The organism is Pseudomonas sp. DCB_AW (assembly GCF_026240895.1).
Taxonomy (GTDB): Bacteria; Pseudomonadota; Gammaproteobacteria; order Pseudomonadales; family Pseudomonadaceae; genus Aquipseudomonas; species Aquipseudomonas kermanshahensis.
In genome coordinates, this window is sequence record NZ_JAPFCE010000019.1 from 1 (window position 1) to 23,607 (window position 23,607).

25 protein-coding genes, 3 tRNA genes and 1 pseudogene are annotated in these 23,607 nt (G+C 62.3%); 19 read left to right on the top strand and 10 right to left on the bottom strand.

Annotation, left to right across the window (positions count from 1 at the left end; all coding sequences use genetic code 11):
• Positions 1 to 125 (top strand): annotated as a pseudogene (locus OO306_RS13125) (AraC family transcriptional regulator); the annotation flags it as partial.
• 128 nt (positions 126 to 253) lie between these two features.
• On the opposite strand, the gene rpsT reads toward OO306_RS13125, so the two are convergent.
• Positions 254 to 532: a 30S ribosomal protein S20 gene (rpsT, locus tag OO306_RS13130; RefSeq protein ID WP_003247625.1), complete on the bottom strand. Its 279-nt coding sequence runs from the start codon at positions 530 to 532 to the stop codon at positions 254 to 256.
• Positions 533 to 781: 249 nt separating this feature from the next.
• Between rpsT and murJ the strand changes: the two genes are divergently transcribed.
• From murJ to ispH, 6 genes are all read left to right on the top strand, one after another.
• A complete protein-coding gene (murJ, locus tag OO306_RS13135) occupies positions 782 to 2,320 on the top strand; it encodes a murein biosynthesis integral membrane protein MurJ (RefSeq protein ID WP_265968938.1) in 1,539 nt (512 codons plus the stop codon).
• Positions 2,321 to 2,438: 118 nt separating this feature from the next.
• Positions 2,439 to 3,389, top strand: a complete 951-nt coding sequence (ribF, locus tag OO306_RS13140) for a bifunctional riboflavin kinase/FAD synthetase (RefSeq protein WP_027594578.1) — start codon at positions 2,439 to 2,441, stop codon at positions 3,387 to 3,389.
• Positions 3,386 to 6,217 carry an isoleucine--tRNA ligase gene (ileS, locus tag OO306_RS13145; protein WP_027594577.1) on the top strand — a complete coding sequence of 944 codons (2,832 nt, stop codon included), beginning with the start codon at positions 3,386 to 3,388 and terminating at the stop codon, positions 6,215 to 6,217. The genes ribF and ileS overlap by 4 nt, the downstream gene beginning before the upstream one ends.
• Positions 6,210 to 6,725: a signal peptidase II gene (gene lspA, locus OO306_RS13150; RefSeq protein WP_027594576.1), complete on the top strand. Its 516-nt coding sequence runs from the start codon at positions 6,210 to 6,212 to the stop codon at positions 6,723 to 6,725. Before ileS ends, lspA begins: the two co-directional genes overlap by 8 nt.
• A complete protein-coding gene (fkpB, locus tag OO306_RS13155) occupies positions 6,718 to 7,155 on the top strand; it encodes an FKBP-type peptidyl-prolyl cis-trans isomerase (protein WP_085274283.1) in 438 nt (145 codons plus the stop codon). The genes lspA and fkpB overlap by 8 nt, the downstream gene beginning before the upstream one ends.
• 14 nt (positions 7,156 to 7,169) lie before the next feature.
• Entirely contained in the window at positions 7,170 to 8,117 is a 948-nt protein-coding gene (ispH, locus tag OO306_RS13160; protein WP_027594574.1) for a 4-hydroxy-3-methylbut-2-enyl diphosphate reductase, read from the top strand.
• On the opposite strand, the gene OO306_RS13165 is transcribed toward ispH, so the two are convergent.
• The gene (locus OO306_RS13165; protein WP_186683239.1) at positions 8,118 to 8,600 is read right to left on the bottom strand and encodes a GspH/FimT family pseudopilin; all 483 of its coding nucleotides are present in this window, start codon (positions 8,598 to 8,600) and stop codon (positions 8,118 to 8,120) included.
• A 109-nt stretch (positions 8,601 to 8,709) separates the two neighbouring features.
• On the opposite strand from OO306_RS13165, the gene OO306_RS13170 reads away from it, so the two are divergent.
• Genes OO306_RS13170 through thiO form a run of 5 tightly spaced genes read left to right on the top strand, consistent with a single transcriptional unit; the run spans position 8,710 to position 11,565 of the window.
• The gene (locus OO306_RS13170; protein ID WP_265968939.1) at positions 8,710 to 8,916 is read left to right on the top strand and encodes a prepilin-type N-terminal cleavage/methylation domain-containing protein; all 207 of its coding nucleotides are present in this window, start codon (positions 8,710 to 8,712) and stop codon (positions 8,914 to 8,916) included.
• Positions 8,913 to 9,560 (top strand): PilW family protein, encoded by a 648-nt coding sequence (locus tag OO306_RS13175; RefSeq protein ID WP_265968940.1) that lies wholly within the window; start codon positions 8,913 to 8,915, stop codon positions 9,558 to 9,560. The genes OO306_RS13170 and OO306_RS13175 overlap by 4 nt, the downstream gene beginning before the upstream one ends.
• Positions 9,557 to 10,021 (top strand): hypothetical protein, encoded by a 465-nt coding sequence (locus OO306_RS13180; RefSeq protein ID WP_265968941.1) that lies wholly within the window; start codon positions 9,557 to 9,559, stop codon positions 10,019 to 10,021. The genes OO306_RS13175 and OO306_RS13180 overlap by 4 nt, the downstream gene beginning before the upstream one ends.
• 1 nt (position 10,022) lies before the next feature.
• Positions 10,023 to 10,412 carry a type IV pilin protein gene (locus OO306_RS13185; RefSeq protein WP_027594569.1) on the top strand — a complete coding sequence of 130 codons (390 nt, stop codon included), beginning with the start codon at positions 10,023 to 10,025 and terminating at the stop codon, positions 10,410 to 10,412.
• A 55-nt stretch (positions 10,413 to 10,467) separates the two neighbouring features.
• Entirely contained in the window at positions 10,468 to 11,565 is a 1,098-nt protein-coding gene (thiO, locus tag OO306_RS13190; protein WP_265968942.1) for a glycine oxidase ThiO, read from the top strand.
• Between the two features lie 128 nt (positions 11,566 to 11,693).
• Here the strand turns inward: thiO and OO306_RS13195 are convergent, their stop codons facing one another.
• Together OO306_RS13195 and OO306_RS13200 are read right to left on the bottom strand one after the other, a co-directional pair.
• A complete protein-coding gene (locus OO306_RS13195; RefSeq protein ID WP_099428274.1) occupies positions 11,694 to 11,924 on the bottom strand; it encodes a PP0621 family protein in 231 nt (76 codons plus the stop codon).
• 94 nt (positions 11,925 to 12,018) lie between these two features.
• On the bottom strand, positions 12,019 to 13,038 hold the full coding sequence (locus tag OO306_RS13200) for an outer membrane protein assembly factor BamD (protein WP_099428275.1): 1,020 nt from the start codon (positions 13,036 to 13,038) through the stop codon (positions 12,019 to 12,021).
• A 147-nt stretch (positions 13,039 to 13,185) separates the two neighbouring features.
• Here OO306_RS13200 and rluD point away from each other — a divergent pair, with 147 nt between their 5' ends.
• The 6 genes from rluD to OO306_RS13230 all read left to right on the top strand — a co-directional run bounded on the left by rluD (position 13,186) and on the right by OO306_RS13230 (position 18,274).
• Positions 13,186 to 14,148, top strand: a complete 963-nt coding sequence (gene rluD / locus OO306_RS13205) for a 23S rRNA pseudouridine(1911/1915/1917) synthase RluD (RefSeq protein WP_027594565.1) — start codon at positions 13,186 to 13,188, stop codon at positions 14,146 to 14,148.
• Positions 14,145 to 14,885, top strand: coding sequence for a peptidoglycan editing factor PgeF (pgeF, locus tag OO306_RS13210; RefSeq protein WP_027594564.1), 741 nt, complete (start codon positions 14,145 to 14,147; stop codon positions 14,883 to 14,885). The genes rluD and pgeF overlap by 4 nt, the downstream gene beginning before the upstream one ends.
• A 185-nt stretch (positions 14,886 to 15,070) precedes the next feature.
• Positions 15,071 to 17,635 (top strand): ATP-dependent chaperone ClpB, encoded by a 2,565-nt coding sequence (gene clpB / locus OO306_RS13215; protein WP_027594563.1) that lies wholly within the window; start codon positions 15,071 to 15,073, stop codon positions 17,633 to 17,635.
• Between the two features lie 400 nt (positions 17,636 to 18,035).
• Positions 18,036 to 18,111 (top strand) — tRNA-Asn (locus OO306_RS13220).
• Positions 18,112 to 18,115: 4 nt separating this feature from the next.
• A tRNA-Pro gene (locus OO306_RS13225) sits at positions 18,116 to 18,192 on the top strand.
• Between the two features lie 6 nt (positions 18,193 to 18,198).
• A tRNA-Lys gene (locus OO306_RS13230) sits at positions 18,199 to 18,274 on the top strand.
• Positions 18,275 to 18,584: 310 nt separating this feature from the next.
• On the opposite strand, the gene OO306_RS13235 is transcribed toward OO306_RS13230, so the two are convergent.
• The 3 genes from OO306_RS13235 to OO306_RS13245 all read right to left on the bottom strand — a co-directional run bounded on the left by OO306_RS13235 (position 18,585) and on the right by OO306_RS13245 (position 20,900).
• The gene (locus OO306_RS13235) at positions 18,585 to 19,880 is read right to left on the bottom strand and encodes an NAD(P)/FAD-dependent oxidoreductase (protein WP_027594562.1); all 1,296 of its coding nucleotides are present in this window, start codon (positions 19,878 to 19,880) and stop codon (positions 18,585 to 18,587) included.
• Positions 19,881 to 19,964: 84 nt separating this feature from the next.
• Positions 19,965 to 20,138, bottom strand: coding sequence for a DUF3094 family protein (locus tag OO306_RS13240; RefSeq protein WP_013970765.1), 174 nt, complete (start codon positions 20,136 to 20,138; stop codon positions 19,965 to 19,967).
• Between the two features lie 132 nt (positions 20,139 to 20,270).
• Entirely contained in the window at positions 20,271 to 20,900 is a 630-nt protein-coding gene (locus OO306_RS13245; RefSeq protein ID WP_019473259.1) for a DUF1780 domain-containing protein, read from the bottom strand.
• Between the two features lie 259 nt (positions 20,901 to 21,159).
• On the opposite strand from OO306_RS13245, the gene OO306_RS13250 reads away from it, so the two are divergent.
• Complete coding sequence (locus OO306_RS13250) at positions 21,160 to 21,843, top strand: energy-coupling factor ABC transporter permease (RefSeq protein ID WP_099428277.1); 684 nt, start codon at positions 21,160 to 21,162, stop codon at positions 21,841 to 21,843.
• Positions 21,844 to 21,918: 75 nt separating this feature from the next.
• On the opposite strand, the gene yacG is transcribed toward OO306_RS13250, so the two are convergent.
• Genes yacG through OO306_RS13265 form a run of 3 tightly spaced genes read right to left on the bottom strand, consistent with a single transcriptional unit; the run spans position 21,919 to position 23,605 of the window.
• On the bottom strand, positions 21,919 to 22,119 hold the full coding sequence (yacG, locus tag OO306_RS13255) for a DNA gyrase inhibitor YacG (RefSeq protein ID WP_265968947.1): 201 nt from the start codon (positions 22,117 to 22,119) through the stop codon (positions 21,919 to 21,921).
• A complete protein-coding gene (gene coaE, locus OO306_RS13260) occupies positions 22,116 to 22,739 on the bottom strand; it encodes a dephospho-CoA kinase (RefSeq protein WP_027594559.1) in 624 nt (207 codons plus the stop codon). The genes yacG and coaE overlap by 4 nt, the downstream gene beginning before the upstream one ends.
• The gene (locus tag OO306_RS13265) at positions 22,739 to 23,605 is read right to left on the bottom strand and encodes an A24 family peptidase (protein ID WP_265968949.1); all 867 of its coding nucleotides are present in this window, start codon (positions 23,603 to 23,605) and stop codon (positions 22,739 to 22,741) included. The genes coaE and OO306_RS13265 overlap by 1 nt, the downstream gene beginning before the upstream one ends.
• Between the last annotated feature and the right edge of the window lie 2 nt (positions 23,606 to 23,607).

Below are 23,607 nucleotides of genomic sequence, written 5' to 3' on the forward strand. Positions count from 1 at the left end.
GGCGCATTGCCATCGACCGCACCGAGCTTGCGGTATCGCGCCCTGCGCAGGACGATGACCTGCTGCTATGGGGGCCTGACCTGCGCCTGGGCAGTGGGCGTACCGAAGTGGAGTTCGACAGTGCCTAATGATGTCAGGTGCTCACACCGGCCTCTTCGCAGCACAAGGCTGCTCCTACACAAAGCCCATGCAATTAAAAATCGCAGGCAACAAAAAACCGACCCTAGGGTCGGTTTTTTGACAAGCATGTCGCTTAGGCAGCTGCAGCTTCTTTCAGCGCCTTGATGTGGCCATTCAGACGGCCTTTGTGGCGAGCAGCTTTGTTCTTGTGGATGATGCCTTTATCGGCCATACGGTCGATTACAGGCACAGCCAGAACGTAAGCGGCTTGCGCTTTTTCAGCGTCTTTTGCGTCGATGGCTTTAACTACATTCTTGATGTAGGTGCGGACCATGGAACGCAGGCTGGCGTTGTGGCTGCGACGCTTCTCAGCCTGTTTTGCACGTTTCTTGGCGGAAGGTGTGTTGGCCACCGTCGAGCTCCTCGAAAGACTTTAGGTAAATAGCAAACAAAATAGGCCGCGAATCATGCCGATCAGTCGAACGGATGTCAAGGCCACCTGCAAGGTTCCGCCGAGCGGTGCGCCAACAAGAGGGAAAGATTCCTTTCTGCTGCGCGACCTGTAAACTCGGGAATTTTTGGCTCCCCTGCGAAGGCGCGGGAGTATCGCACATTCGAACGCTGTCTGCAGCGTCCTCTGTCTCTGACGTGAATCTTTTCGATGAATCTGCTCAAATCCCTGGCCGCTGTCAGCTCAATCACCATGATTTCCAGGGTGTTGGGCTTTGTGCGCGACACCATCCTGGCGCGTGTATTTGGTGCCGGCATCGCCACTGATGCCTTTTTCATCGCGTTCAAGCTGCCCAACCTGCTGCGGCGGATTTTTGCCGAGGGGGCGTTTTCGCAAGCGTTCGTGCCGATTCTGGCCGAATACAAGACCCAGCAGGGCGAGGAGGCGACCCGTACCTTTATTGCGTATGTCAGCGGCCTGCTGACCCTGGTCCTGGCCCTGGTCACGGCCGTTGGCATCCTCGCAGCACCCTGGGTGGTGTGGGCGACAGCGCCTGGGTTCGTCGACAGCGCCGAAAAGTACGCGCTTACCACCGACCTGTTGCGGGTGACCTTTCCTTATATATTGCTGATTTCGCTGTCGTCGCTGGCGGGGGCGATCCTCAATACCTGGAACCGATTCTCGGTCCCGGCGTTTACCCCGACCCTGCTGAACGTGGCGATGATCTTCTTCGCCGTGGTGCTCACGCCGTATTTCGACCCGCCAATCATGGCGTTGGCCTGGGGTGTACTGGCAGGCGGCCTGGCGCAACTGCTGTACCAGCTGCCCGCACTGAAGAAGATCGGCATGCTCGTACTGCCACGCCTGAACCTGCGCGACACCGGTGTATGGCGCGTGCTCAAGCAGATGCTGCCGGCAATCCTCGGCGTTTCGGTCAGCCAGATATCGCTGATCATCAACACCATCTTCGCCTCGTTCCTGGTAGCCGGCTCGGTGTCGTGGATGTATTACGCCGATCGCCTGATGGAGCTGCCGTCCGGCGTGCTTGGCGTGGCCCTGGGCACCATCCTGCTGCCGACGTTGGCCAAGACCTACGCCAAAAAGGACCGCGAAGAATACTCGCGCATCCTCGACTGGGGCCTGCGCCTGTGCTTCCTGCTGGTGTTGCCTTGCACACTGGCCATGGCCATTCTCGCCGAGCCGCTGACTGTGGCGCTGTTCCAGTACGGCAAGTTCAGCGCGTTCGATGCGGCCATGACCCAGCGTGCGTTGATGGCCTATTCTGTGGGCCTGTTGGCGATCATTCTGGTCAAGGTACTGGCACCAGGCTTCTATGCGCAGCAGAATATCCGGACACCCGTGAAGATCGCGGTGTTCACGCTGGTCTGCACTCAGCTGTTGAACCTGGTCCTGGTCGGCCCGCTTGCGCATGCTGGCCTGGCCCTGGCGATCAGCCTGGGTGCCTGCCTCAATGCCGGCCTGCTGTTCTGGAAGCTGCGCAGCCAAGGGCTGTTCGAGCCGCAAGCGGGCTGGGTACGCTTCCTGTTCAAGCTGATATTGGCAGTTACATTGATGTCGGCGGTTTTGCTGGCGGGCATGCACGTCATGCCGGCCTGGGAGCAGGGCGGCATGCTCGAGCGCTTCGTGCGTCTCGGGGCGCTGATCCTGGCGGGTGTCGTGACGTATTTCGGCTGCCTGTACCTGTGCGGCTTCCGGCCACGGCATTTTGCCCGCAAGGCCCTGCACTGAGGCCTAGCGCACGTCAGGCGTCGGTTTTTCGCATTCCACGCCACCCCTGGGCGCTGCTGCCTGTCACCGGCGCCCGGGTGTGGTTATAATCGGCCACTTTATGAGCAAGAAGCGCGTTATGCAGCTGGTTCGAGGTCTTCACAACCTGCGCCCCGAGCACCGGGGCTGTGTCGCCACCATTGGCAACTTCGACGGGGTTCACCGCGGCCACCAGGCAATCCTGGCGCGTCTGCGCGAGCGCGGCCAAGCACTTGGCCTGCCGACCTGCGTGGTGATCTTCGAGCCACAGCCGCGCGAATACTTTGCCCCCGATACTGCCCCGGCGCGTCTGGCTCGGCTGCGCGACAAGGTCGAGCTGCTGGCCGCCGAAGGCATCGACCGCGTGCTGTGCCTGGCATTCAACCAGCGCCTGAGCAAGCTCAGCGCCGATGAGTTCGTCAAGGCCATCCTGGTCGACGGCCTGGGCGTGCGGCACCTCGAAGTGGGCGACGACTTCCGCTTTGGCTGCGACCGCGCAGGCGATTTTGCCTTCCTGGTCGAGGCCGGCGACAAGTACGGGTTCACCGTCGAAGCTGCCAACACGGTTATCCAGGATGGTTTGCGGGTCAGCAGCACCGAAGTGCGCAAGGCGTTGTCCGAAGGCGACTTCGAACTGGCCGAGCACCTGCTGGGCCGCCCGTACCGCATCACTGGCCGGGTCTTGCACGGCCAAAAACTCGCGCGCCAACTTGGCACGCCCACCGCCAACATCCAGCTCAAGCGCCGCCGCGTGCCGCTGTCCGGGGTTTACCTGGCCAGCATCGAAATCGACGGCAAGGCCTGGCCGGGTGTCGGCAATATCGGCGTGCGCCCCACCGTTGCCGGTGATGGGCGCCCGCACCTGGAGATTCATCTTCTGGATTATGCCGGCGACCTGTATGGCCGGCGTCTGACGGTGGAGTTCCACCACAAGCTGCGTGAAGAGCAGCGATTCGCCTCCCTTGAGGCGCTGAAGTCGGCGATCGACGCGGACATCGCCGCCGCACGTGCACATTGGCACGCTCAACCGCTAACGAAGAGCCTGAAATGACCGACTACAAAGCCACGCTAAACCTTCCGGACACCGCCTTCCCGATGAAGGCCGGCCTGCCTCAGCGCGAACCGCAGATTCTGCAGCGCTGGGACAGCATTGGCCTGTACCAGAAGCTGCGCGAAATTGGCAAGGATCGTCCGAAGTTCGTCCTGCACGACGGCCCGCCCTATGCCAACGGCAAGATCCACATCGGTCATGCGCTGAACAAGATCCTCAAGGACATGATCGTCCGTTCCAAGACCCTGGCGGGCTTTGACGCGCCCTACGTGCCGGGCTGGGACTGCCATGGCCTGCCGATCGAACACAAGGTCGAAGTCACCCACGGTAAGCACCTGTCCGCCGACCGCACCCGCGAGCTGTGCCGCGAGTACGCCGCCGAGCAGATCGAAGGGCAGAAGACCGAGTTCATCCGCCTGGGTGTACTGGGCGACTGGGACAACCCTTACAAGACCATGAACTTCGCCAACGAGGCCGGTGAAATCCGTGCCCTGGCCGAGATGGTCAAGCAAGGTTTCGTGTTCAAGGGCCTCAAGCCTGTGAACTGGTGCTTCGATTGCGGTTCGGCACTGGCCGAAGCGGAAGTCGAATACGCCGACAAGAAGTCGCAGACCATCGACGTGGCCTTCCCGGTCGCCGACGCCGACAAGCTGGCCGCCGCCTTTGGCCTGGCCTCGCTGGCCAAGCCTGCCGCCATCGTGATCTGGACCACCACCCCGTGGACCATCCCTGCCAACCAGGCGCTGAACATTCACCCGGAGTTCAAGTACGCCCTGGTCGACACTGGCGAGCGCCTGCTGGTGCTGGCTGAAGAGCTGGTCGAGTCGTGCCTCAAGCGTTACAACCTGGAAGGCTCGGTGGTTGCGACCGCCCAAGGCTCGGCCCTGGAGCTGATCAACTTCCGCCACCCGTTCTACGATCGCCTGTCGCCACTCTACCTGGCTGACTACGTCGAGCTGGGCGCCGGTACTGGTGTGGTCCACTCCGCACCTGCCTACGGTGAAGACGACTTCGTCACCTGCAAGCGCTACGGCATGGTCAACGACGACATCCTCACGCCGGTGCAAAGCAACGGCGTGTATGTCGAGTCGCTGGAGTTCTTTGGCGGCCAGTTCATCTGGAAGGCCAACCCGGCCATCGTCGAGAAGCTGGGCGAAGTCGGCGCGCTGATGCACTCCGAAACCATCAGCCACAGCTACATGCACTGCTGGCGCCACAAAACCCCGCTGATCTACCGCGCCACCGCGCAGTGGTTCGTCGGCATGGACAAGCAGCCAACCACCGGCGAGCCGCTGCGTGAGCGCGCCCTCAAGGCCATCGAAGAAACCAAGTTCGTCCCGGCCTGGGGCCAGGCGCGCTTGCACTCGATGATCGCCAACCGCCCGGACTGGTGCATCTCGCGTCAGCGCAACTGGGGTGTGCCGATCCCGTTCTTCCTGCACAAGCAGACCGGCGAGCTGCACCCGCGTACCGTCGAGCTGATGGAAGCCGTGGCCAAGCGCGTCGAGCAAGAAGGCATCGAGGCCTGGTTCAAGCTGGACGCCGCCGAACTGCTCGGTGACGAAGCCGGCCAGTACGACAAGATCACCGACACCCTGGACGTGTGGTTCGACTCCGGCACCACCCACTGGCACGTGCTGCGTGGCTCGCACGACATCGGCCACGCTACCGGCCCGGTCGCCGACCTGTACCTGGAAGGCTCCGACCAGCACCGCGGCTGGTTCCACTCGTCCTTGCTGACCGGTTGCGCCATCGACAACCACGCGCCGTACCGCGAGTTGCTGACCCACGGCTTCACCGTGGACGAGAACGGCCGCAAGATGTCCAAGTCGCTGGGCAACACCATCGAGCCGGAAAAGGTCAACAACACCCTGGGTGCCGACATCCTGCGCCTGTGGGTTTCGGCCACCGACTACTCCGGTGAGATGGCGGTTTCCGAGCAGATCCTGCAGCGTAGCGCCGACGCCTACCGCCGTATCCGCAACACCGCGCGCTTCCTGCTGTCCAACCTGTCGGGCTTCGATCCGTCCCGCGACCTGCTGGCCCCAGAGGACATGCTGGCCCTGGACCGTTGGGCAGTGGACCGCACGCTGCTGCTGCAGCGCGAGCTGGAAGAGCACTACAGCGAGTACCGCTTCTGGAACGTCTACTCGAAGATCCACAACTTCTGCGTGCAGGAGCTGGGTGGCTTCTACCTCGACATCATCAAGGACCGCCAGTACACCACCGGCGCCAACAGTGTCGCGCGCCGTTCGTGCCAGTCTGCGCTGTACCACATCAGCGAAGCGCTGGTGCGCTGGATCGCGCCGATCCTGGCCTTCACCGCCGACGAAATCTGGCAGTACCTGCCGGGCGAGCGCAACGAGTCGGTGATGCTTAACGGCTGGTACCAGGGCCTGAGCGAGCTGCCGGAAGGCACCGAGCTGGACCGTGCCTACTGGGACCGCGTCATGGCGGTCAAGGCATCGGTCAACAAGGAGCTGGAAAACCAGCGTACCGCCAAGGTCATTGGTGGCAACCTGCAAGCCGAAGTTACCCTGTACGCCGAAGAAGGCCTGAGCGCCGACCTGAGCAAGCTGGGCGACGAGCTGCGCTTCGTGCTGATCACCTCGGCTGCCAGCGTGGTGCCGTTCGTGCAGGCACCGGCGGATGCCGTGGCGACCGAAGTCGAAGGCCTCAAGCTGAAAGTGGTCAAGTCTGGCCACGCCAAGTGCGGCCGCTGCTGGCACTTCCGCGCCGACGTTGGCAGCCACCCGGAGCACCCGGAAATCTGCAGCCGTTGCGTCGACAACCTGAGCGGTTCGGGCGAGGTGCGCCACTATGCCTAACCCTGTTGCGGGGCGCTTCGGGCGCCTTGCCTGGCTCTGGCTGAGCCTGGTGGTCCTGGTCCTTGACCAGGTCACCAAGGTCTATTTCGAAGGCAAGTTGAGCCTGTACCAGCAGATCGTGGTCATTCCTGACTACTTCAGCTGGACCTTGGCCTACAACACCGGGGCGGCGTTCAGCTTCCTCGCCGACAGCTCCGGCTGGCAGCGTTGGCTGTTCGCCCTGATCGCCCTGGTGGTCAGTGCGGTGCTGGTGGTCTGGCTCAAGCGCCTGGGGCGCAGCGAGACCTGGCTGGCCGTCGCCTTGGCATTGGTGCTGGGTGGTGCGCTGGGTAACCTGTATGACCGCATCGTGCTTGGCCACGTGGTCGACTTCATCCTGGTGCACTGGCAGAACCGCCATTATTTCCCGGCCTTCAACCTGGCCGACAGTGCCATCACCGTTGGTGCGGTGATGCTGGCGCTGGATATGTTCAAGAGCAAGAAGTCCGAGGAGCCTGTCCATGACTGACACCCGTATTGGCCAGAACACCGAAGTCACCTTGCACTTCGCCCTGCACCTTGAAAACGGCGACACGGTCGACAGCACGTTCGACAAGTCGCCCGCCATGTTCAAGGTCGGTGACGGCAACCTGCTGCCTGGTTTCGAAGCCGCGCTGTTCGGCTTCAAGGCCGGCGACAAGCGCACCGTCACCGTGGCCCCGGAGAACGCCTTCGGCCAACCGAACCCGCAGAATGTGCAAGTGATGCCGCGCTCGCAGTTCACCGACATGGAGTTGTCCGAAGGCCTGCTGGTGATCTTCAACGACGCCGCCAACGCCGAGCTGCCGGGCGTGGTCAAAGCCTTCGATGACGCGCAGGTGACCATCGACTTCAATCACCCACTGGCTGGCAAGACCCTGAGCTTCGAGGTGGAGATCCTCGATGTGAAAGCCTTGTAAGCCTGGAGCCGAGCATGCAAATCAAACTCGCCAACCCTCGCGGCTTTTGCGCGGGGGTCGACCGGGCGATCGAGATCGTCAACCGTGCCCTGGAAGTCTTCGGCCCGCCGATTTACGTACGCCACGAAGTGGTGCACAACAAGTTCGTGGTCGAAGACCTGCGCAACCGCGGTGCCATCTTCGTCGAAGAGCTGGAGCAGGTGCCTGACGACGTCATCGTCATCTTCAGCGCCCATGGCGTTTCCCAGGCCGTGCGCCAGGAAGCGGCCGGGCGTGGCCTGAAGGTGTTCGATGCCACTTGCCCCCTGGTCACCAAGGTGCACATCGAGGTGGCCAAGTACAGCCGCGACGGCCGTGAGTGCATTCTCATCGGCCACGCCGGGCACCCGGAAGTGGAAGGCACCATGGGGCAGTACGACGCCAGCAACGGCGGCGCCATCTACCTCGTCGAAGACGAGGAGGATGTTGCCAAGCTGCAGGTGCGCGACCCGGACCACCTGGCCTTCGTGACCCAGACCACGCTGTCGATGGATGACACCAGCCGTGTCATCGATGCCCTGCGTGCGCGCTTCCCGAACATCGGTGGCCCGCGCAAGGATGACATCTGCTACGCCACCCAGAACCGCCAGGATGCAGTCAAGCAACTGGCCGACGAATGTGACGTGGTCCTGGTGGTCGGCAGCCCGAACAGCTCCAACTCCAACCGCCTGCGTGAGCTGGCCGAGCGCATGGGCACCCCGGCCTACCTGATCGATGGTGCCGAGGACCTGCAGCGCAGCTGGTTTGGCGACGCCGCCCGCATCGGCATCACGGCGGGTGCTTCTGCCCCAGAGGTGCTGGTGCGTGGTGTGATCGAGCAGCTCAAGGCGTGGGGCGCTTCTGGCGCCGAAGAGCTCGATGGGCGTGAAGAGAACATCACGTTCTCGATGCCCAAAGAGCTGCGGGTTCGTTCGCTGATCTGATCAAGAGCGTGCGCACAGAGAGCCCCGCTCGGGCTCACCTGTGCGCACGCTGATTCTGCCGCTGGTCGACAGCACGACGTGATGCTGGCCGGTGGGGGAGGCGCGTTCGCAGATCTCCAGTGTTGAATTGCTACGCCCCAGCGGAACACCTACTGCACTGAACCTCACCTGCCCCGGGGTGTTGTGGGCAATTCTCAGCGGCCGCGACAAGCGGTGTTCACGCAGCACCTGCTGATTGTGTTCAAGCACCACACGCCAACCCTTACCCCAATCGCCTTCCATCGGCTGCACCCGCACTGTCTGGCCTTGCAGCAAGGCGTGGCTGCGCGCGCTGCGCAGTGCCTGCGCCAGGTCCCGCGCTGCGGCTGCGCTATGTAAGTCATCAGAAAGCCCGGTGTAGGCCGGCATCCCCAGCTGTGTCAGAACGGCCGCCATGGCCAGCGCCAACATCATTTGTATCAGTGTTGCACCCTGTTGCCGCACCGTGCATTTCTCCCTGGACGTGCTTCGCTTCAGCTTCAACGTCGCAGGGCAATTGATCCAGTCGCCCAGTGATTAAACAGCTGCAGGAAAAGTCGCAGGGGGCGCAGGGATGCGAACGATGGAAGGGGGCATGACGCTTCTCGAGGTACTGCTGGCCATGGTGGTCGTGGCAGTGGGCCTGTTTGCCGCTGCTGCGCTGCAGGTGCGCGCACTGCAGGCAACCGACAGCGCACGGCACGACGCGCAGGCCGCCTTGTTGAACCACACGCAGCTAGAGCGGAGCAGGGCAGCTGACGCGCGGAAGGTACAGCGGTGAAGCGCGCACAAGGTGGCTTTAGCCTGCTTGAAGGGGTACTGGCGCTCGCCATCGGTTTGGGGCTGCTGGCGGCGGCTAGCCAGCTGTTCGTGTCTGCCCATCAAACCTGGCGGCTGCAAGGTGTGGCCTCACGCCTGCAGGATGATGCCCGGCTGGCGTTGCAGCGCATGGCCCAGGATATTCGCATGGCCGGCATGTTCGGTTGCCTGCGCTTGCAGCCCGGCGATTTCAACGACCCGGAAGCACTTCAGGCATTCGCCCGACCGCTGCATGTGAGCCCCACTAGCTTGAGCTTGGTGGTCGCCGAGCTGCCAGGGCATAGTGGTGCTCCAGGTTGGACGCTGCTGACCAACTGCACCGACGAGGCCCACGTGTACAAGGGGCGAGCTGAAAGCAACGGTCAGCTGTTGGCGTTCCCTATCAGCCGGCACGTGTATGCGCTGGAGGACGGTACGTTGAAGTTCCGGCGACGAGGCACTCCGCAACCGCTGGTCGACCATGTGCGCCATATGCGCGTGGCGTTCGTCGAAACACCGCAGGGCGGGCGGGTAGATGTGCACCTGACCCTGTACGAGCCCACCCTGCGCATCGAACAGCAGCATGCGCTGAGTGTGGCGCTGCGTAACCCGGTGCCCGAACTGTGAAGCGCCAACGCGGTGTGGTGATGCTGTTGGCGCTGGTGCTGAGCTTGCTGCTTGGCCTGATCGCGGCCTCGGCGCTGCGAGATGCGCTGGTTGAAACACGCATGGCCGGCTACTGGCGTGATGGGCTCAAGGCACTTGAGGAAGCCGAACAGACACTGCTGCTGGCTGTTGACCAGCTAATGCTGGTTACGCCCCCGCTGTGCAAGCCCTGCCAGCCGCCACAACGCCCGCACGACTTGCAAGGCAGCTGGCAGCGCATCGAAAGCGGCTATTTTCAGGTGCAAAACCTTGGCACAAGCGACCGCGTCGCCCACTTGCCCGAGGGCCAACAGGCCACCTTGTTCAGGGTGACTGCCGTCAGCCGACAGGTCGAGTCGCGCCATGTACTTGAAGCGGTGTATGCCCTGTCAGGTGATGAGGTGCGGCGCATCCTCTGGCGACAACGATTGGGGGAACCTTGACATGCAGCAAGGCCTGACCCTGATCGAATTGTTGATTGTCGTGGCCGTGACCGGCATTCTGGCAGCCATTGCCTACCCCAGTTACAGCGACCAGCTTCGGCGAGCCGCACGCAGCGAAGTGGTTGGCCTGCTGCATGACGCTGCCTTGCGCCTGGAGCGCCACCGCGTGCGCACGGGCCAATACGCCGAAGGCGAGCTGGCCTTGCCCACTGCCAACCGTCATTACAGCCTGCAGGCCCAGCGCAGCAGCGATACCTTTACGCTGAGCGCAAGGCGGCTGCCGAATGGCCTGATGGCCGATGACCGCTGTGGTGATTTTCAGCTCGACCAAAGCGGCGTGCAGAGCAACCCGGGCAGCCTGGAAGGCCGCGAGCGATGCTGGGGAAGCTGAAGAATGAATGATGCCCGGCGCATCGCGGTTTTACTTCAGGTGTTTGGATCGACAGATGAGCAAGCAAGTAGTGGTAGTCGGCGGCGGGGTTATCGGCCTGCTGACGGCATTCAACCTGGCGGCGAGCGTCGGGCAGGTCGTGGTCTGCGATCAGGGGGAGGTCGGCCGCGAGTCGTCCTGGGCCGGCGGCGGTATCGTCTCGCCGCTGTACCCATGGCGCTACAGCCCGGCGGTAACCGCTTTGGCGCATTGGTCCCAGGATTTTTATCCACAACTGGGCGAGCACCTGTTCGCTACCACGGGCATTGATCCGCAAGTCCATACTACTGGGTTGTATTGGTTGGACCTGGATGATGAAGCCGAGGCATTGGCCTGGGCCGAGCGCGAGCGACGCCCGCTCAGTGCTGTGGATATCTCGGCGGCCTATGACGCCGTACCGGTGCTGGGCCCTGGCTTCAAGCGCGCCATTTACATGGCGGGTGTGGCCAACGTGCGCAATCCACGCTTGGTGAAGTCGCTCAAGGCGGCATTGCTGGCGCTACCGAACGTGAGCTTGCGTGAGCACTGCCAGGTGACAGGCTTCCGGCATGAGGGTGAGCGCGTTACCGGTGTGCAGACGGCGGATGGCGTGATCAATGCCGATGAAGTGGTACTGAGCGCAGGCGCGTGGAGCGGCGACCTGCTGCGCAGGCTGGGCCTGGAACTGCCGGTAGAGCCGGTGAAGGGCCAGATGATCCTGTTCAAGTGTGCCGAGGACTTTTTGCCGAGCATGGTGCTGGCCAAGGGGCGCTACGCCATTCCGCGCCGTGACGGGCATATTCTGGTGGGCAGTACGCTGGAGCATGCTGGATACGACAAGACCCCGACCGAGCAGGCGCTGGAAAGCCTCAAGGCTTCGGCGGTCGAGTTGCTGCCGGAACTGGCAGAGGCCACGGTGGTGGGGCATTGGGCAGGGCTGCGGCCGGGGTCGCCGGAAGGTATTCCGTATATCGGGCCGGTGCCTGGGCATGATGGGTTGTGGCTCAATTGCGGGCATTACCGCAATGGGCTGGTGCTGGCGCCCGCGTCTTGCCAGCTGTTCGTCGATTTGCTGACCGGGGCTGAGCCGATCATCGACCCGGCGCCGTATGCGCCGGCAGGGCGCTTGGGCTGAGAGTGCCGGGCCCGCTTTGCGGGCCTTTCGCGACACAAGGCCGCTCCTACAGGCGATGACGCTGTTCTGTAGGAGCGGCCTCGCGTCGCGATTGGGGCGCGCAGCGCCCCCATTCAGCGAATCCCGCCTCAGCGCGATTGCCCAGGCCCCTGCTCAAGGTGCGCCTGGCTGCAATACCACTCCTTGCCCAGCTGCAACGCCCGGTCATTAGGCAGGTGCACGCCACAATGGGCGCAGCGCACCATCTTCAGCGGGTCGTCGAGTTTGGGCTCAGGGTGGGATTGCTGGCTGATCTTGAACTTGCGCCACAGCCAGAACGCGGCGGCGATCAGGGCGATCCAGAAAAGTAGGCGAACCATGGTGTCCAGCTTGTCGAATGAAGAAGCCGACAGTCTAGGACGCAGCCAATAAAAAAGGGAGGCCCAAGGCCTCCCTTTCTTGTGTTGCGATCAATCAGTCGAACAGACCAAAGGTCATGTAGCTGAACCACGAACGGTCCTGCTCGGCTTCTTTCGGGCCAGGCGGCAGAATCACGTCGCCGTTTTCGTCTTTCGGCAACAGCTCTTGCGGCATCTCGGAGCGAGCGTCCTGGAACTGCTTGACCACGTCCTGGTTGGCGCGGGTTTCGCCCGGCGGCAGCGGGGCGTCGGTTTCGATCAGGCCCAGGGTCGCCTTGGACAGCCAGCCACGGCCGTCAGACTCGGTCTGCTTGGGCTGGAACTCGCCGTCGACCAGGCTCGGGTGGTCAGGGTAGTTGAGCTTGAGGGTTTCCAGGCTGGTGGCAGCCAGCTCGTCCAGGTGCATCTTCTGGTACGCCTCGACCATGATTGCCAGGCCGTCACCGACCGATGGCGTTTCCTGGAAGTTCTCGACCACGTAGCGGCCACGGTTGGCAGCAGCCACATACGCCTGGCGGCCCAGGTAGTAGTCGGCCACGTGGATCTCGTAGGAGGCCAGCAGGTTGCGCAGGTAGATCATGCGCTGCTTGGCGTCCGGCGCGTAGCGGCTGTTCGGGAAGCGGCTGGTCAGCTGGGCGAATTCGTTGTACGAGTCACGGGCGGCACCCGGGTCACGCTTGGTCATGTCCAGCGGCAGGAAGCGCGCCAGCAGGCCACGGTCCTGGTCGAACGACGTCAGGCCCTTGAGGTAATAGGCGTAGTCGACGTTCGGGTGCTGCGGGTGCAGGCGGATGAAACGCTCGGCGGCAGACTTGGCGGCCTCCGGCTCGGTGTTCTTGTAGTTGGCGTAGATCAGTTCGAGCTGCGCCTGGTCGGCGTAACGGCCGAACGGGTAACGCGACTCCAGGGCCTTGAGCTTGTTCACGGCGCTGGTGTAGCTGGAATTGTCCAGGTCAGCTTGGGCCTGCTGGTACAGCTCGGCTTCGCTGAGGTTCTCGTCAATGACTTCCTTGTTAGAGGAACAGGCCGCGGTAAGCCCGAGGATGGCGATCAGCAGCAGGTGTTTCACTTGCATGGCGGCTTGCGTCCCTTTGACGGCCGCTGTCTTGGGCGGTGCCGTCCTGTTATGATGAGCGCCCCGGCCAACCCCGGGACAAAAGAAGCCGTATTTAACCACAAGCTCGCAGCCGAAACCAAAGGCTGTGCGCCCGCCGAATCGAGCATGTCCGAGATCATTCAACTTAGCGCAGAGGTACCGTCCGATCTGGGCGGTCAACGCCTCGACCAGGTCGCCGCCCAATTGTTCGCCGAGTACTCGCGTTCGCGGCTTACTACGTGGATCAAAGAGGGCCGCCTGACGGTCGATGGTGCCGTCGTGCGCCCTCGAGACACCGTCTATGGTGGCTCTGTGCTTGTCCTGGAGGCCGAACAAGAGGCCCAGGGCGAGTGGATCGCAGAAGACATCGAGCTGGATATCGTCTACGAAGACGACCATATCATGGTGATCAACAAGCCTGCCGGGCTGGTTGTGCACCCGGCCGCCGGCCATGCCAGCGGTACCCTGCTCAATGCCTTGCTGCACCACGTGCCAGACATCATCAACGTGCCGCGCGCCGGTATCGTCCACCGTCTGGACAAGGACACCACCGGTCTGATGGTGGTGGCCAAGACCCTGCAGGCGCAGACCCGGCTGGTCGAGCAAATGCAAAGCCGCAAGGTCAGCCGCATCTATGAGTGCATCGTGATTGGTGTGGTGACCTCCGGCGGCAAGATCGACGCCCCGATCGGTCGCCACGGCGGCATGCGCCAGCGCATGGCGGTAACCGACGGCGGCAAGCCGGCGGTCAGCCACTACCGTGTGCTCAAGCGCTTCCGTTCTCACACTCACGTGCGGGTCAAGCTGGAAACCGGCCGTACCCACCAGATTCGTGTGCACATGGCCCATGTGGGCTTCCCACTGGTCGGCGACCAGACGTACGGTGGGCGCTTCCGCATTCCGCCGGCTGCCAGCCCAACCATGGTCGAGGCGGTCAAGACCTTCCCGCGTCAGGCGCTGCATGCGCGTTTCCTCGCGCTGGCCCACCCGATTACCGGTGAAGTCATGAAGTGGGAATCGCCGTTGCCGGATGATTTCCTCTGGTTGCTGACACTGCTGAACGAAGACCGCGAGAGCTTTATCGGATGAACGGTCTGACGCAGGCGCTGCTGTTTCCTGACTGGCCGGCCCCGGCCTCGGTTCGCGCTTGTGTCACTACGCGTCAGGGCGGCGTCAGCCTGCCGCCCTATGAAGCGTTCAACCTGGGTGATCACGTGGGTGATGACCCTGTCGCAGTCGCCGAAAACCGCCGCCGTCTGAGCGATGAATTTGCTATCCAGCCTGCCTGGCTCAAGCAAGTGCATGGCTTGGTGGTGGCGGATGCCGACCCGGCCGTGGTGGCCGAGGCCGACGCCAGCTGGACTGATCAGCCCGGTATCGCCTGCACCGTAATGACTGCCGATTGCCTGCCCGCACTGTTCTGTGACCGTGCGGGTACCCGCGTGGCTGCAGCCCATGCTGGCTGGCGCGGGTTGGCGGGCGGGGTGCTGGAAGCGACCCTCGACCGTTTGGCCCTGCCGCCTGAAGACGTGCTGGTGTGGCTGGGCCCGGCCATTGGCCCGCAGGCGTTCGAAGTGGGGCTGGAAGTGCGTGATGCCTTTACCGCCGTGCACCCGGAGGCTGCCAAGGCCTTTGTCGACGGTGAGCGGCCGGGCAAGCTGATGGCCGACATTTATGCGCTGGCGCGTATTCGCCTGGCGGCGCGTGGCGTGACGGCGGTGTATGGCGGTGGTTTCTGCACGGTCAGCGACTCACGGTTCTTCTCGTATCGCCGCACGCCCCAAGGTGGGCGGTTTGCCTCGTTGGTCTGGCTAGCCCCTCGCTGACGTATCACGCCTCTACGCGGGCAAGCCCTCAACGCAGCCACCACTAATCCATCAGGTTGACCTCGGTCAACCCCGCTACGCTTGAATCTTCCAGAATCACCCATATCTATTGGTCATCTCTGGCAGGTTTCTTCATTAAAGGCGCTGTCCATCGCTCCGACCTGCCCTAACAGGAAGGTACTCCCATGCGAATAGACCGTTTGACCAGCAAGCTTCAATTAGCAATATCCGACGCTCAGTCCCTCGCCGTAGGCATGGACCACCCTGCCATCGAGCCCCTGCACCTGGTGCAGGCCCTGATCGAACAGCAGGGCGGGTCGATCAAGCCGCTGCTGATGCAGGTCGGCTTCGACATCAACAGCCTGCGTCAGGCACTGGTGAAAGAACTCGACCAACTGCCGAAAATCCAGAACCCCACGGGCGACGTGAACATGTCCCAGGACCTGGCGCGCCTGCTCAACCAGGCCGACCGCCTGGCCCAGCAGAAGGGCGACCAGTTCATCTCCAGCGAGCTGGTGCTGTTGGCCGCCATGGACGAGAACAGCAAGCTCGGCAAGCTGCTGTTGAGCCAGGGCGTGACCAAGAAGGCCCTGGAAAACGCCATCAATAACCTGCGTGGCGGCGCGGCAGTCAACGACGCCAACGCCGAAGAGTCGCGCCAGGCTCTGGACAAGTACACGGTCGACCTGACCAAGCGTGCCGAAGAGGGCAAGCTGGACCCGGTGATCGGCCGCGATGACGAAATCCGCCGTACCGTGCAGGTGCTGCAACGGCGTACCAAGAACAACCCGGTGCTGATCGGTGAGCCTGGCGTGGGTAAAACCGCCATCGCCGAAGGCCTGGCCCAGCGCATCATCAACGGCGAAGTGCCCGATGGCCTCAAAGGCAAGCGCCTGCTGGCGCTGGACATGGGGGCGCTGATCGCCGGTGCCAAGTACCGCGGCGAGTTCGAAGAGCGCCTGAAGTCGCTGCTTAACGAGCTGTCCAAACAGGAAGGCCAGATCATCCTGTTCATCGACGAACTGCACACCATGGTCGGCGCCGGTAAAGGCGAGGGCGCCATGGACGCGGGCAACATGCTCAAACCGGCCCTGGCCCGTGGCGAGCTGCATTGCGTTGGCGCCACCACGCTCAACGAGTATCGCCAGTTCATCGAAAAGGATGCCGCCCTGGAGCGTCGCTTCCAGAAGGTACTGGTAGAAGAGCCGAGCGAGGAAGACACCATTGCCATCCTGCGCGGCCTGAAAGAACGCTACGAAGTTCACCACAAGGTGGCCATCACCGACGGCGCGATCATTGCGGCGGCCAAGCTCAGCCATCGCTACATCACAGACCGCCAGCTGCCGGACAAAGCCATCGACCTGATCGACGAAGCGGCCAGCCGCATTCGCATGGAGATCGACTCCAAGCCTGAAGTGCTCGACCGTCTGGACCGTCGTCTGATTCAGCTGAAGGTGGAATCCCAGGCGCTGAAGAAAGAAGAAGACGAAGCCGCGAAAAAACGCCTGGAAAAACTGCACGAGGAAATCGAGCGGCTGGAGCGTGAGTATTCCGACCTCGAAGAGATCTGGGCCTCCGAGAAAGCTGAAGTGCAAGGCTCGGCGCAGATCCAGCAAAAGATCGAGCAGGCCCGCCAAGAGCTTGAAAGCGCCCGTCGTAAAGGCGACCTGAGCCGCATGGCCGAGCTGCAGTACGGGGTGATCCCAGACCTGGAGCGCAGCCTGCAGATGGTCGACCAGCACGGCAAGTCGGAAAACCAGCTGCTGCGTAACAAGGTCACCGAGGAAGAAATTGCCGAAGTGGTGTCCAAGTGGACCGGCATCCCGGTTGCCAAGATGCTCGAAGGCGAGCGCGAAAAGCTGCTGAAGATGGAAGAGCTGCTGCACCAGCGCGTGATCGGTCAGCACGAAGCCGTTACCGCCGTGGCCAACGCCGTACGCCGCTCCCGCGCCGGGTTGTCCGACCCGAACCGGCCAAGTGGGTCGTTCATGTTCCTCGGCCCGACCGGTGTGGGTAAGACCGAGCTGTGCAAGGCCCTGGCCGAGTTCCTGTTCGACACGGAAGAGGCGATGGTGCGTATCGACATGTCCGAGTTCATGGAGAAACATTCCGTGGCTCGTCTGATCGGCGCTCCACCAGGCTATGTAGGGTACGAGGAGGGCGGTTACCTGACCGAAGCGGTACGGCGCAAGCCTTATTCGGTGGTGCTGCTCGACGAGGTAGAGAAGGCGCACCCGGATGTGTTCAACGTGTTGCTGCAAGTGCTTGAGGATGGCCGGCTGACGGACAGCCACGGCCGTACTGTGGACTTCCGCAACACCGTGATCGTGATGACCTCCAACCTGGGCTCTGCACAGATCCAGGAACTGGTCGGTGACCGTGAGGCGCAGCGTGCTGCGGTGATGGATGCGGTGGGTTCGCACTTCCGTCCGGAGTTCATCAACCGGATCGACGAAGTGGTGGTATTCGAGCCCCTGGGCCGCGACCAGATCGCCGGCATCACCGAAATCCAGCTGGGCCGCCTGCGCAGCCGTCTGCTGGAGCGTGAACTGTCGCTCAGCCTGAGCCCTGAGGCGTTGGACAAGCTGATCGCAGTGGGTTACGACCCGGTGTATGGCGCACGGCCACTGAAGCGTGCGATCCAGCGCTGGATCGAAAACCCGCTGGCGCAGTTGATCCTCTCTGGCAAATTCCTGCCAGGGTCGGCGATTACTGCCAAGGTGGAAGGCGACGAAATCGTCTTTGCCTGATCCAGCTGAAAAAAATAGCCCCGCACCAGCGGGGCTTTTTTATGCCCCTGATGCCACTGCAGGAGCGGGCTTGCCCACGAATAGGCCCGGCAAACACCGTAAAATCGGGGCCTCGCAGGTTTTTTTGATAACTTGCTGAAAATTTTGAAATTTCTGCTTGCATCTAAAATCGAGTGCCCCTAATATACGCCGCGTTGTCAGGCACTAAGCGAATCACCACGAACATCGGTGTTAGCAAAACAACTTAGAAATCAGTAAGTTGAATGAAAAAAAGTGGTTGACAAGCAAAACGAAGAATGTAGAATAGCCGGCCTCAGCAGCGACAAAGCGAAAGCAGAGAAGCTGAAGAGATCGAAGCTAACACAGACTTCGAAGTAGTAAAGATGTACCGAAGTTCAGTTCCGCGATAGCTCAGTCGGTAGAGCAAATGACTGTTAATCATTGGGTCCCTGGTTCGAGTCCAGGTCGCGGAGCCAATCTCGGGGTGTAGCGCAGTCCGGTAGCGCGCCTGCTTTGGGAGCAGGATGTCAGGAGTTCGAATCCCCTCACCCCGACCATTTTCAGGGTCGTTAGCTCAGTTGGTAGAGCAGTTGGCTTTTAACCAATTGGTCGTAGGTTCGAATCCTACACGACCCACCATGTAAAAAGGGCATCTCGACTGAGATGCCCTTTTTCTTTTGCCTCGAATTTAACCCACGAAAAAAGCACCCGTTAAGGTTTCTGTTTAAGCGGAGCCCTTTGGGAGCAACTGTCTTGCGCAATTTCTAAAAATTGACGCATTGTGGGAGCGGGCTTGCCCCGCGAACACCGGCGAAGCCGGTGCCATGCACCGCGGCGCCTGCATCGCCGGCAAGCCGGCTCCCACAGGTTTTGGAAACAGCTTGCCGCAGCCCAAAGGGCTGGGTGATCTGCCACAAAAAAGCCCAGCCTGAGGGGCTGGGCTTAGCTGTCAGTGCAGCTTCAACCGCGGCTCTGTCCCACGCCCAATCTTGCTACCCAGCATCATCATTGCTGTACGGAAGAACCCGTACAGCGCCATCTGGTGCATGCGATACAGCGACACATAGAACATCCGCGCCAGCCAGCCCTCCAGCTTCACGCTGCCCATCAGGTTGCCCATCAGGTTACCCACCGCCGAGAAGCGCGACAGCGATACCAACGAACCGTAGTCCTTGTACTCATAAGTCGGCAGCGCCTTGTTCTCCAACCGCGCCTTCAGGCTTTGCGCCAGCATCGAAGCCTGCTGGTGTGCGGCCTGGGCCCGTGGCGGCACATTGCGGTCGCTGCCCGGTTGCGGGCACGCGGCGCAGTCACCGAAGGCGAAGATGTTGTCATCGCGCGTGGTCTGCAGGGTAGGGCGTACCACCAGCTGGTTGATGCGGTTGGTTTCCAGCCCATCGATGTCCTTGAGGAACCCCGGCGCACGGATACCCGCCGCCCACACCTTGAGGCTGGCCTGGATCACTTCGCCGTCCTTGGTTTTCAGGCCATCCTCGGTCACTTCGCTGACCGCGGCATTGGTCATTACCTTCACCCCCAGTTTTTCCAGGGTTTTGTGCACCGGCACACTGATGCGCTCGGGCAACGCAGGCAAAACCCTTGGGCCAGCTTCAATCAGGGTGATGTGCATGTCCTTGGGCTGGATGCGGTCCAGGCCATAGGCTGCCAACTCGTGCGCCGCGTGGTGCAGCTCGGCCGCCAGCTCTACGCCAGTGGCACCGGCACCGACGATGGCCACGCTGATTTGTTCGCTGGCCACATCACCAGCGTGGGCGCGCAGGTAGTGGTTGAGCAGTTGCTGGTGGAAACGCTCGGCCTGCTTGCGGGTGTCCAGGAACAGGCAGTGCTGCGCCGCGCCCAAGGTGCCGAAGTCGTTGGTGTTGCTGCCCACGGCGATGACCAATGTGTCGTAGCTCAGCGTGCGCGCAGGCACCAGCTCGCGGCCCTCTTCATCGAGGGTGGCGGCCAGTTGGATCTGCTTGCCTTCACGGTCCAGGCCGCTCATGCGCCCCAGCTGGAAGTTGAAGTGGTTCCACTTGGCCTGGGCCACGTAGTTCAGTTCATCTTCCGAGGAGTTCAGCGAGCCGGCTGCCACTTCGTGCAGCAGCGGCTTCCAGATGTGCGTCAGGTTGGCGTCGACCAGGGTGATGTCGGCTTGCTTGCGCTTGCCCAGGCTTTTACCCAGGCGGGTCGCCAGTTCCAGGCCGCCGGCGCCGCCGCCGACAATCACGATGCGATGAGTCATGGGGATATCTCATAAGGTTTACGGAATTCGTGGCCCTGGGGGCCGGCCGCAAACTGCACGAGGGGAGGGCGAGCGCAAGGCAGCTCATAGCACCAGTCCACTCAACAGGCGGCTTATGAGGCCCAGACCAATGGTCACGGCCACCACCAGTACAAGGAGCAGCCACGGCCGGAAGGGCCTGCGCTCGACTTGGTGCTGGGGGGCGCGTAGATACTCATCGACACGACGCTGATCTTCAGGATTCAGGCGGCTGGTCATGGTGGGCCTCGTCAGATAGACGTTTGTGACTGCGCAAACGCTACAGCGTTCAGGCAAGCGCTTGAAACAAATGATAATGCTTTCTATCTCTGGCGCCGAGTGTACGCCATCGCAAAGACTCTCGGCACTGGATCAAAGACTGATCCCCACATCGAACACAATGCTGCGCCCCAGGTTGCCGCGCAAGAAGTCTGGCGCATCCGGGTGGGCGAACAACACCCTGGCGAACGTCGGCCCGACCAGTGACAGCGAGCGCCAACCCTGGCGCAGGTATTCGGTGGGCGGCGGGAAGTGAGTGTTGAGGTCAAGCACTTCGCGCTTGAGGCTGGCGAAGGCGATGATGTCCAGCTCGTTCAGTTCCAGCCCACGTTCACGGTAGTTGTGCGCCTTCTTGCGCAAGGTCGGGGCCAGCCGAGCCAGCAGTTCGGTGGCGCTGATCCGCCGCGGGCGTGCTTCACGGCGCACCAATTGCGCCAGGGAAAACGCACTGCGCCGGCGTTGCAGTTCTTCGCGCCACTCATCGTTGAGGCGGCGGCCTTCGTCCAGCACGAAAAACACCTCGAATGCCGCATCGCGGAACAGCACGTCTGGCGGCTCCTGGCCGGCTGGCGTGAAGTCCTCGCTGCGGTAGGGAATGTTCAACCCTTGCAGCAGGCGTTGGCATACCCAACGCTCACGCTCCCATTTGCGTGCATTGGAGAGAAAGGCATTGGCTTGTTCGGCCTGGATGGTAAGCAGGCGCAGGTAGTCTGAGTCATCCATGCAGACAAGCTTAGTCGCTAATCGATGACGGTAAGATGCTGTTTGTGCGTAGAAATCAGCTCATCACCGGCCACTGCTGCACGATACCCAGCAGATGCACCACGCCAAACCCCAGGCAGAAGCATCCGCATGCAGAAAGGGCGGCCGCCAGATCAGGCCAGGTTAAGCGCGTGGAGGCGCCAGCCTACAGCAGCCGGAGGAAACGGAGAATGGGTGTAGACTCACCTTTATCCACAAGGGAGAGAGGGGTATTCGTCCGGTGATCAGTGCACAGGTGTTGTCGGGCACCAGCCTCACGTTGGGCTGGCTGGGTTACGTGCCACTGTTGCTCTGGGCCGCCAGCCGCGCGCGCTGGGTGGAGCTGTTCACCGACCGGCGCCGCCAGCACCTGCTGTTTGGCACGGTGTTCTGCCTGTTTGCCCTGTGGCTGGTCAGGCGCGATTTCGATACGGGCGTGTCGTATCACTTCATTGGCATGACGGCTGTGACCCTGCTGCTGGACTGGCCGCTGGCTGTGCTGGGGGGGTTTATGGCTCAGTTGGGGTTGCTGGCGCTGGGGCGTCAGGACCTGGCGGCACTCGGTGTGAACGGCCTGCTGTTGATCGGGTTGCCGGTGCTGATTACCGAGCTGTGCGCCATCGCGGTCGAACGCGCGCAACCGCGTAACCTGTTCGTGTATATCTTTTGTTCAGGTTTTTTCCCCGCGGCGCTGACGGTGCTGGTGTGCCTGTTGGCCGGGCTGGGTATCTTGTGGCTGGACGGGCGTTTTGCCATGCCGGAGTGGCTGAGTGACTTTGTGGGCTACCTGTGGCTGATGATGTTCCCCGAGGCGTTCATCAACGGCATGGTGATCAGTGCGCTGGTGGTGTTTTGCCCGGAGTGGCTGGAAACCTTCAACCGCACGCGGTACCTGCAGGCGCCGTGGAAGGACGATGAACACTGACCCCCGCCCTTTGTAGGAGCGGCCTTGCGTCGCGATGGGCCGCAAGGCCGCTCCTACACGGGGCCAGGGATCAGCTTAGTGCCGCGGCTCCAGGTCCCCGGAATACAGCTCATCTTCGGACTCTTCCGAACCCGCGATCTTGTGCTCCTCAGCCGCCCAAGCCCCCAGGTCGATCAGCTTGCAACGGTCAGAACAAAACGGCCGGAACGCGCTTTTCTCGTCCCATTCCACAGGTGCGCCACAGGTCGGGCAATCGACGGTCAATGGCTGGCTCATGGCTGGCCTCCTCGTAAAGTCAGGTAAAAGTGGTGCAGACGGTCGATCTGCTCGTGCAGCGCCGCGAGGTCGCGGTCATTGACCACCACATCGTCGGCATGGCGCAGGCGCTCTTCGCGGGCCAGCTGGGCCTGCAAAATGGCCTGCACCTGCTCGGGGCTGGTGTTGTCCCGCTGCAGGGTGCGTTGCACCTGCAACGCCTGCGGGGCATCGATGACCAACACGCGTTGGGTCTTGCGATGCTGGCCAGACTCGATCAGCAAGGGTGACACATACACCGCATACGGCGACTGCGCCTTGGCCAGGTAGCTGAAAATCTCCTGCCCGATCAGCGGGTGCAGCAGGGCTTCCAACCATTGGCGCTGGGCCGGGTCGGCGAAAATCAGCTGGCGCAAGGCGCCGCGGTCGAGCTGGCCGTCGTCCAGCAGCACGCCTGGGCCGAAGCGCTCGACGATACTGGCCAGCGCCGGGCGACCAGGCTCAACCACCCAGCGCGCGGCCTGGTCGGCATCGACCAGGTGCACGCCAAGCTCGATGAAACGCTCGGCGGCGGCACTCTTGCCGCTACCGATGCCACCGGTCAGGCCGAGAATCCAGGGGGTGAAAGCTGCAGTGGTCATCAGAATCCAAGCAGTTGCAGGTAAGAGGCGTATATTTCATCACCCCAGAGCACAGCAATCCACCCCGCAATTGCCAGATAGGGGCCAAACGGCATGGCCATGCCGATGGAATGCTTGCGCATCCGCAGCAGGAACACGCCCACCAACGCCCCCACCACCGACGACAGCAGCAAGGTCAGCGGCAGCACCTGCCAGCCACCCCAGGCACCGATCAGTGCAAGCAGCTTGAAGTCGCCATAGCCCATGCCTTCCTTGCCGGTCACCAGTTTGAACAGCCAGTACACCGTCCACAGGGTGAGGTACCCAGCCACGGCACCGCACACCGCATCGGGCAAGGGCACCAATACGCCGAAGTAATTGACGATCAACCCAAGCCACAGCCCCGGCAGCACGATGGCGTCAGGCAGCAATTGTTGGTCATGGTCGATCAAGCTCAGGGCCAGCAAACCCCACGTCAGCGGCAGAAGCACCAGTGCCTCGACACTGGCCCCGCAGCGCCAGGCCACCGCCATCGACAGCAGCGCACAACCCAGCTCGACCAACGGATAACGCGCGCTGATGCGCTGCTTGCAGGCAGAGCAACGCCCACGCAACGCCAGGAAACTGAGGATGGGGACGTTTTCCCACGCCCGAATCCGATGCCCACACTGGGTGCACTGCGAGGCCGGCAGGCACAGGTCGAAACGCGCATGCTCGGCCACCGGCAACCCCAGCACCTCCTGTGCTTCACGCTGCCATTGGCGGTCCAGCATGATCGGCAGGCGGTACACCACCACATTGATAAAACTGCCCACCAACAACCCCAGCACGGTCGCCAAGATGATGAAGTAAGCCGGCTGCAAAGCCAGGAAGGTCCATAAAGTCATGT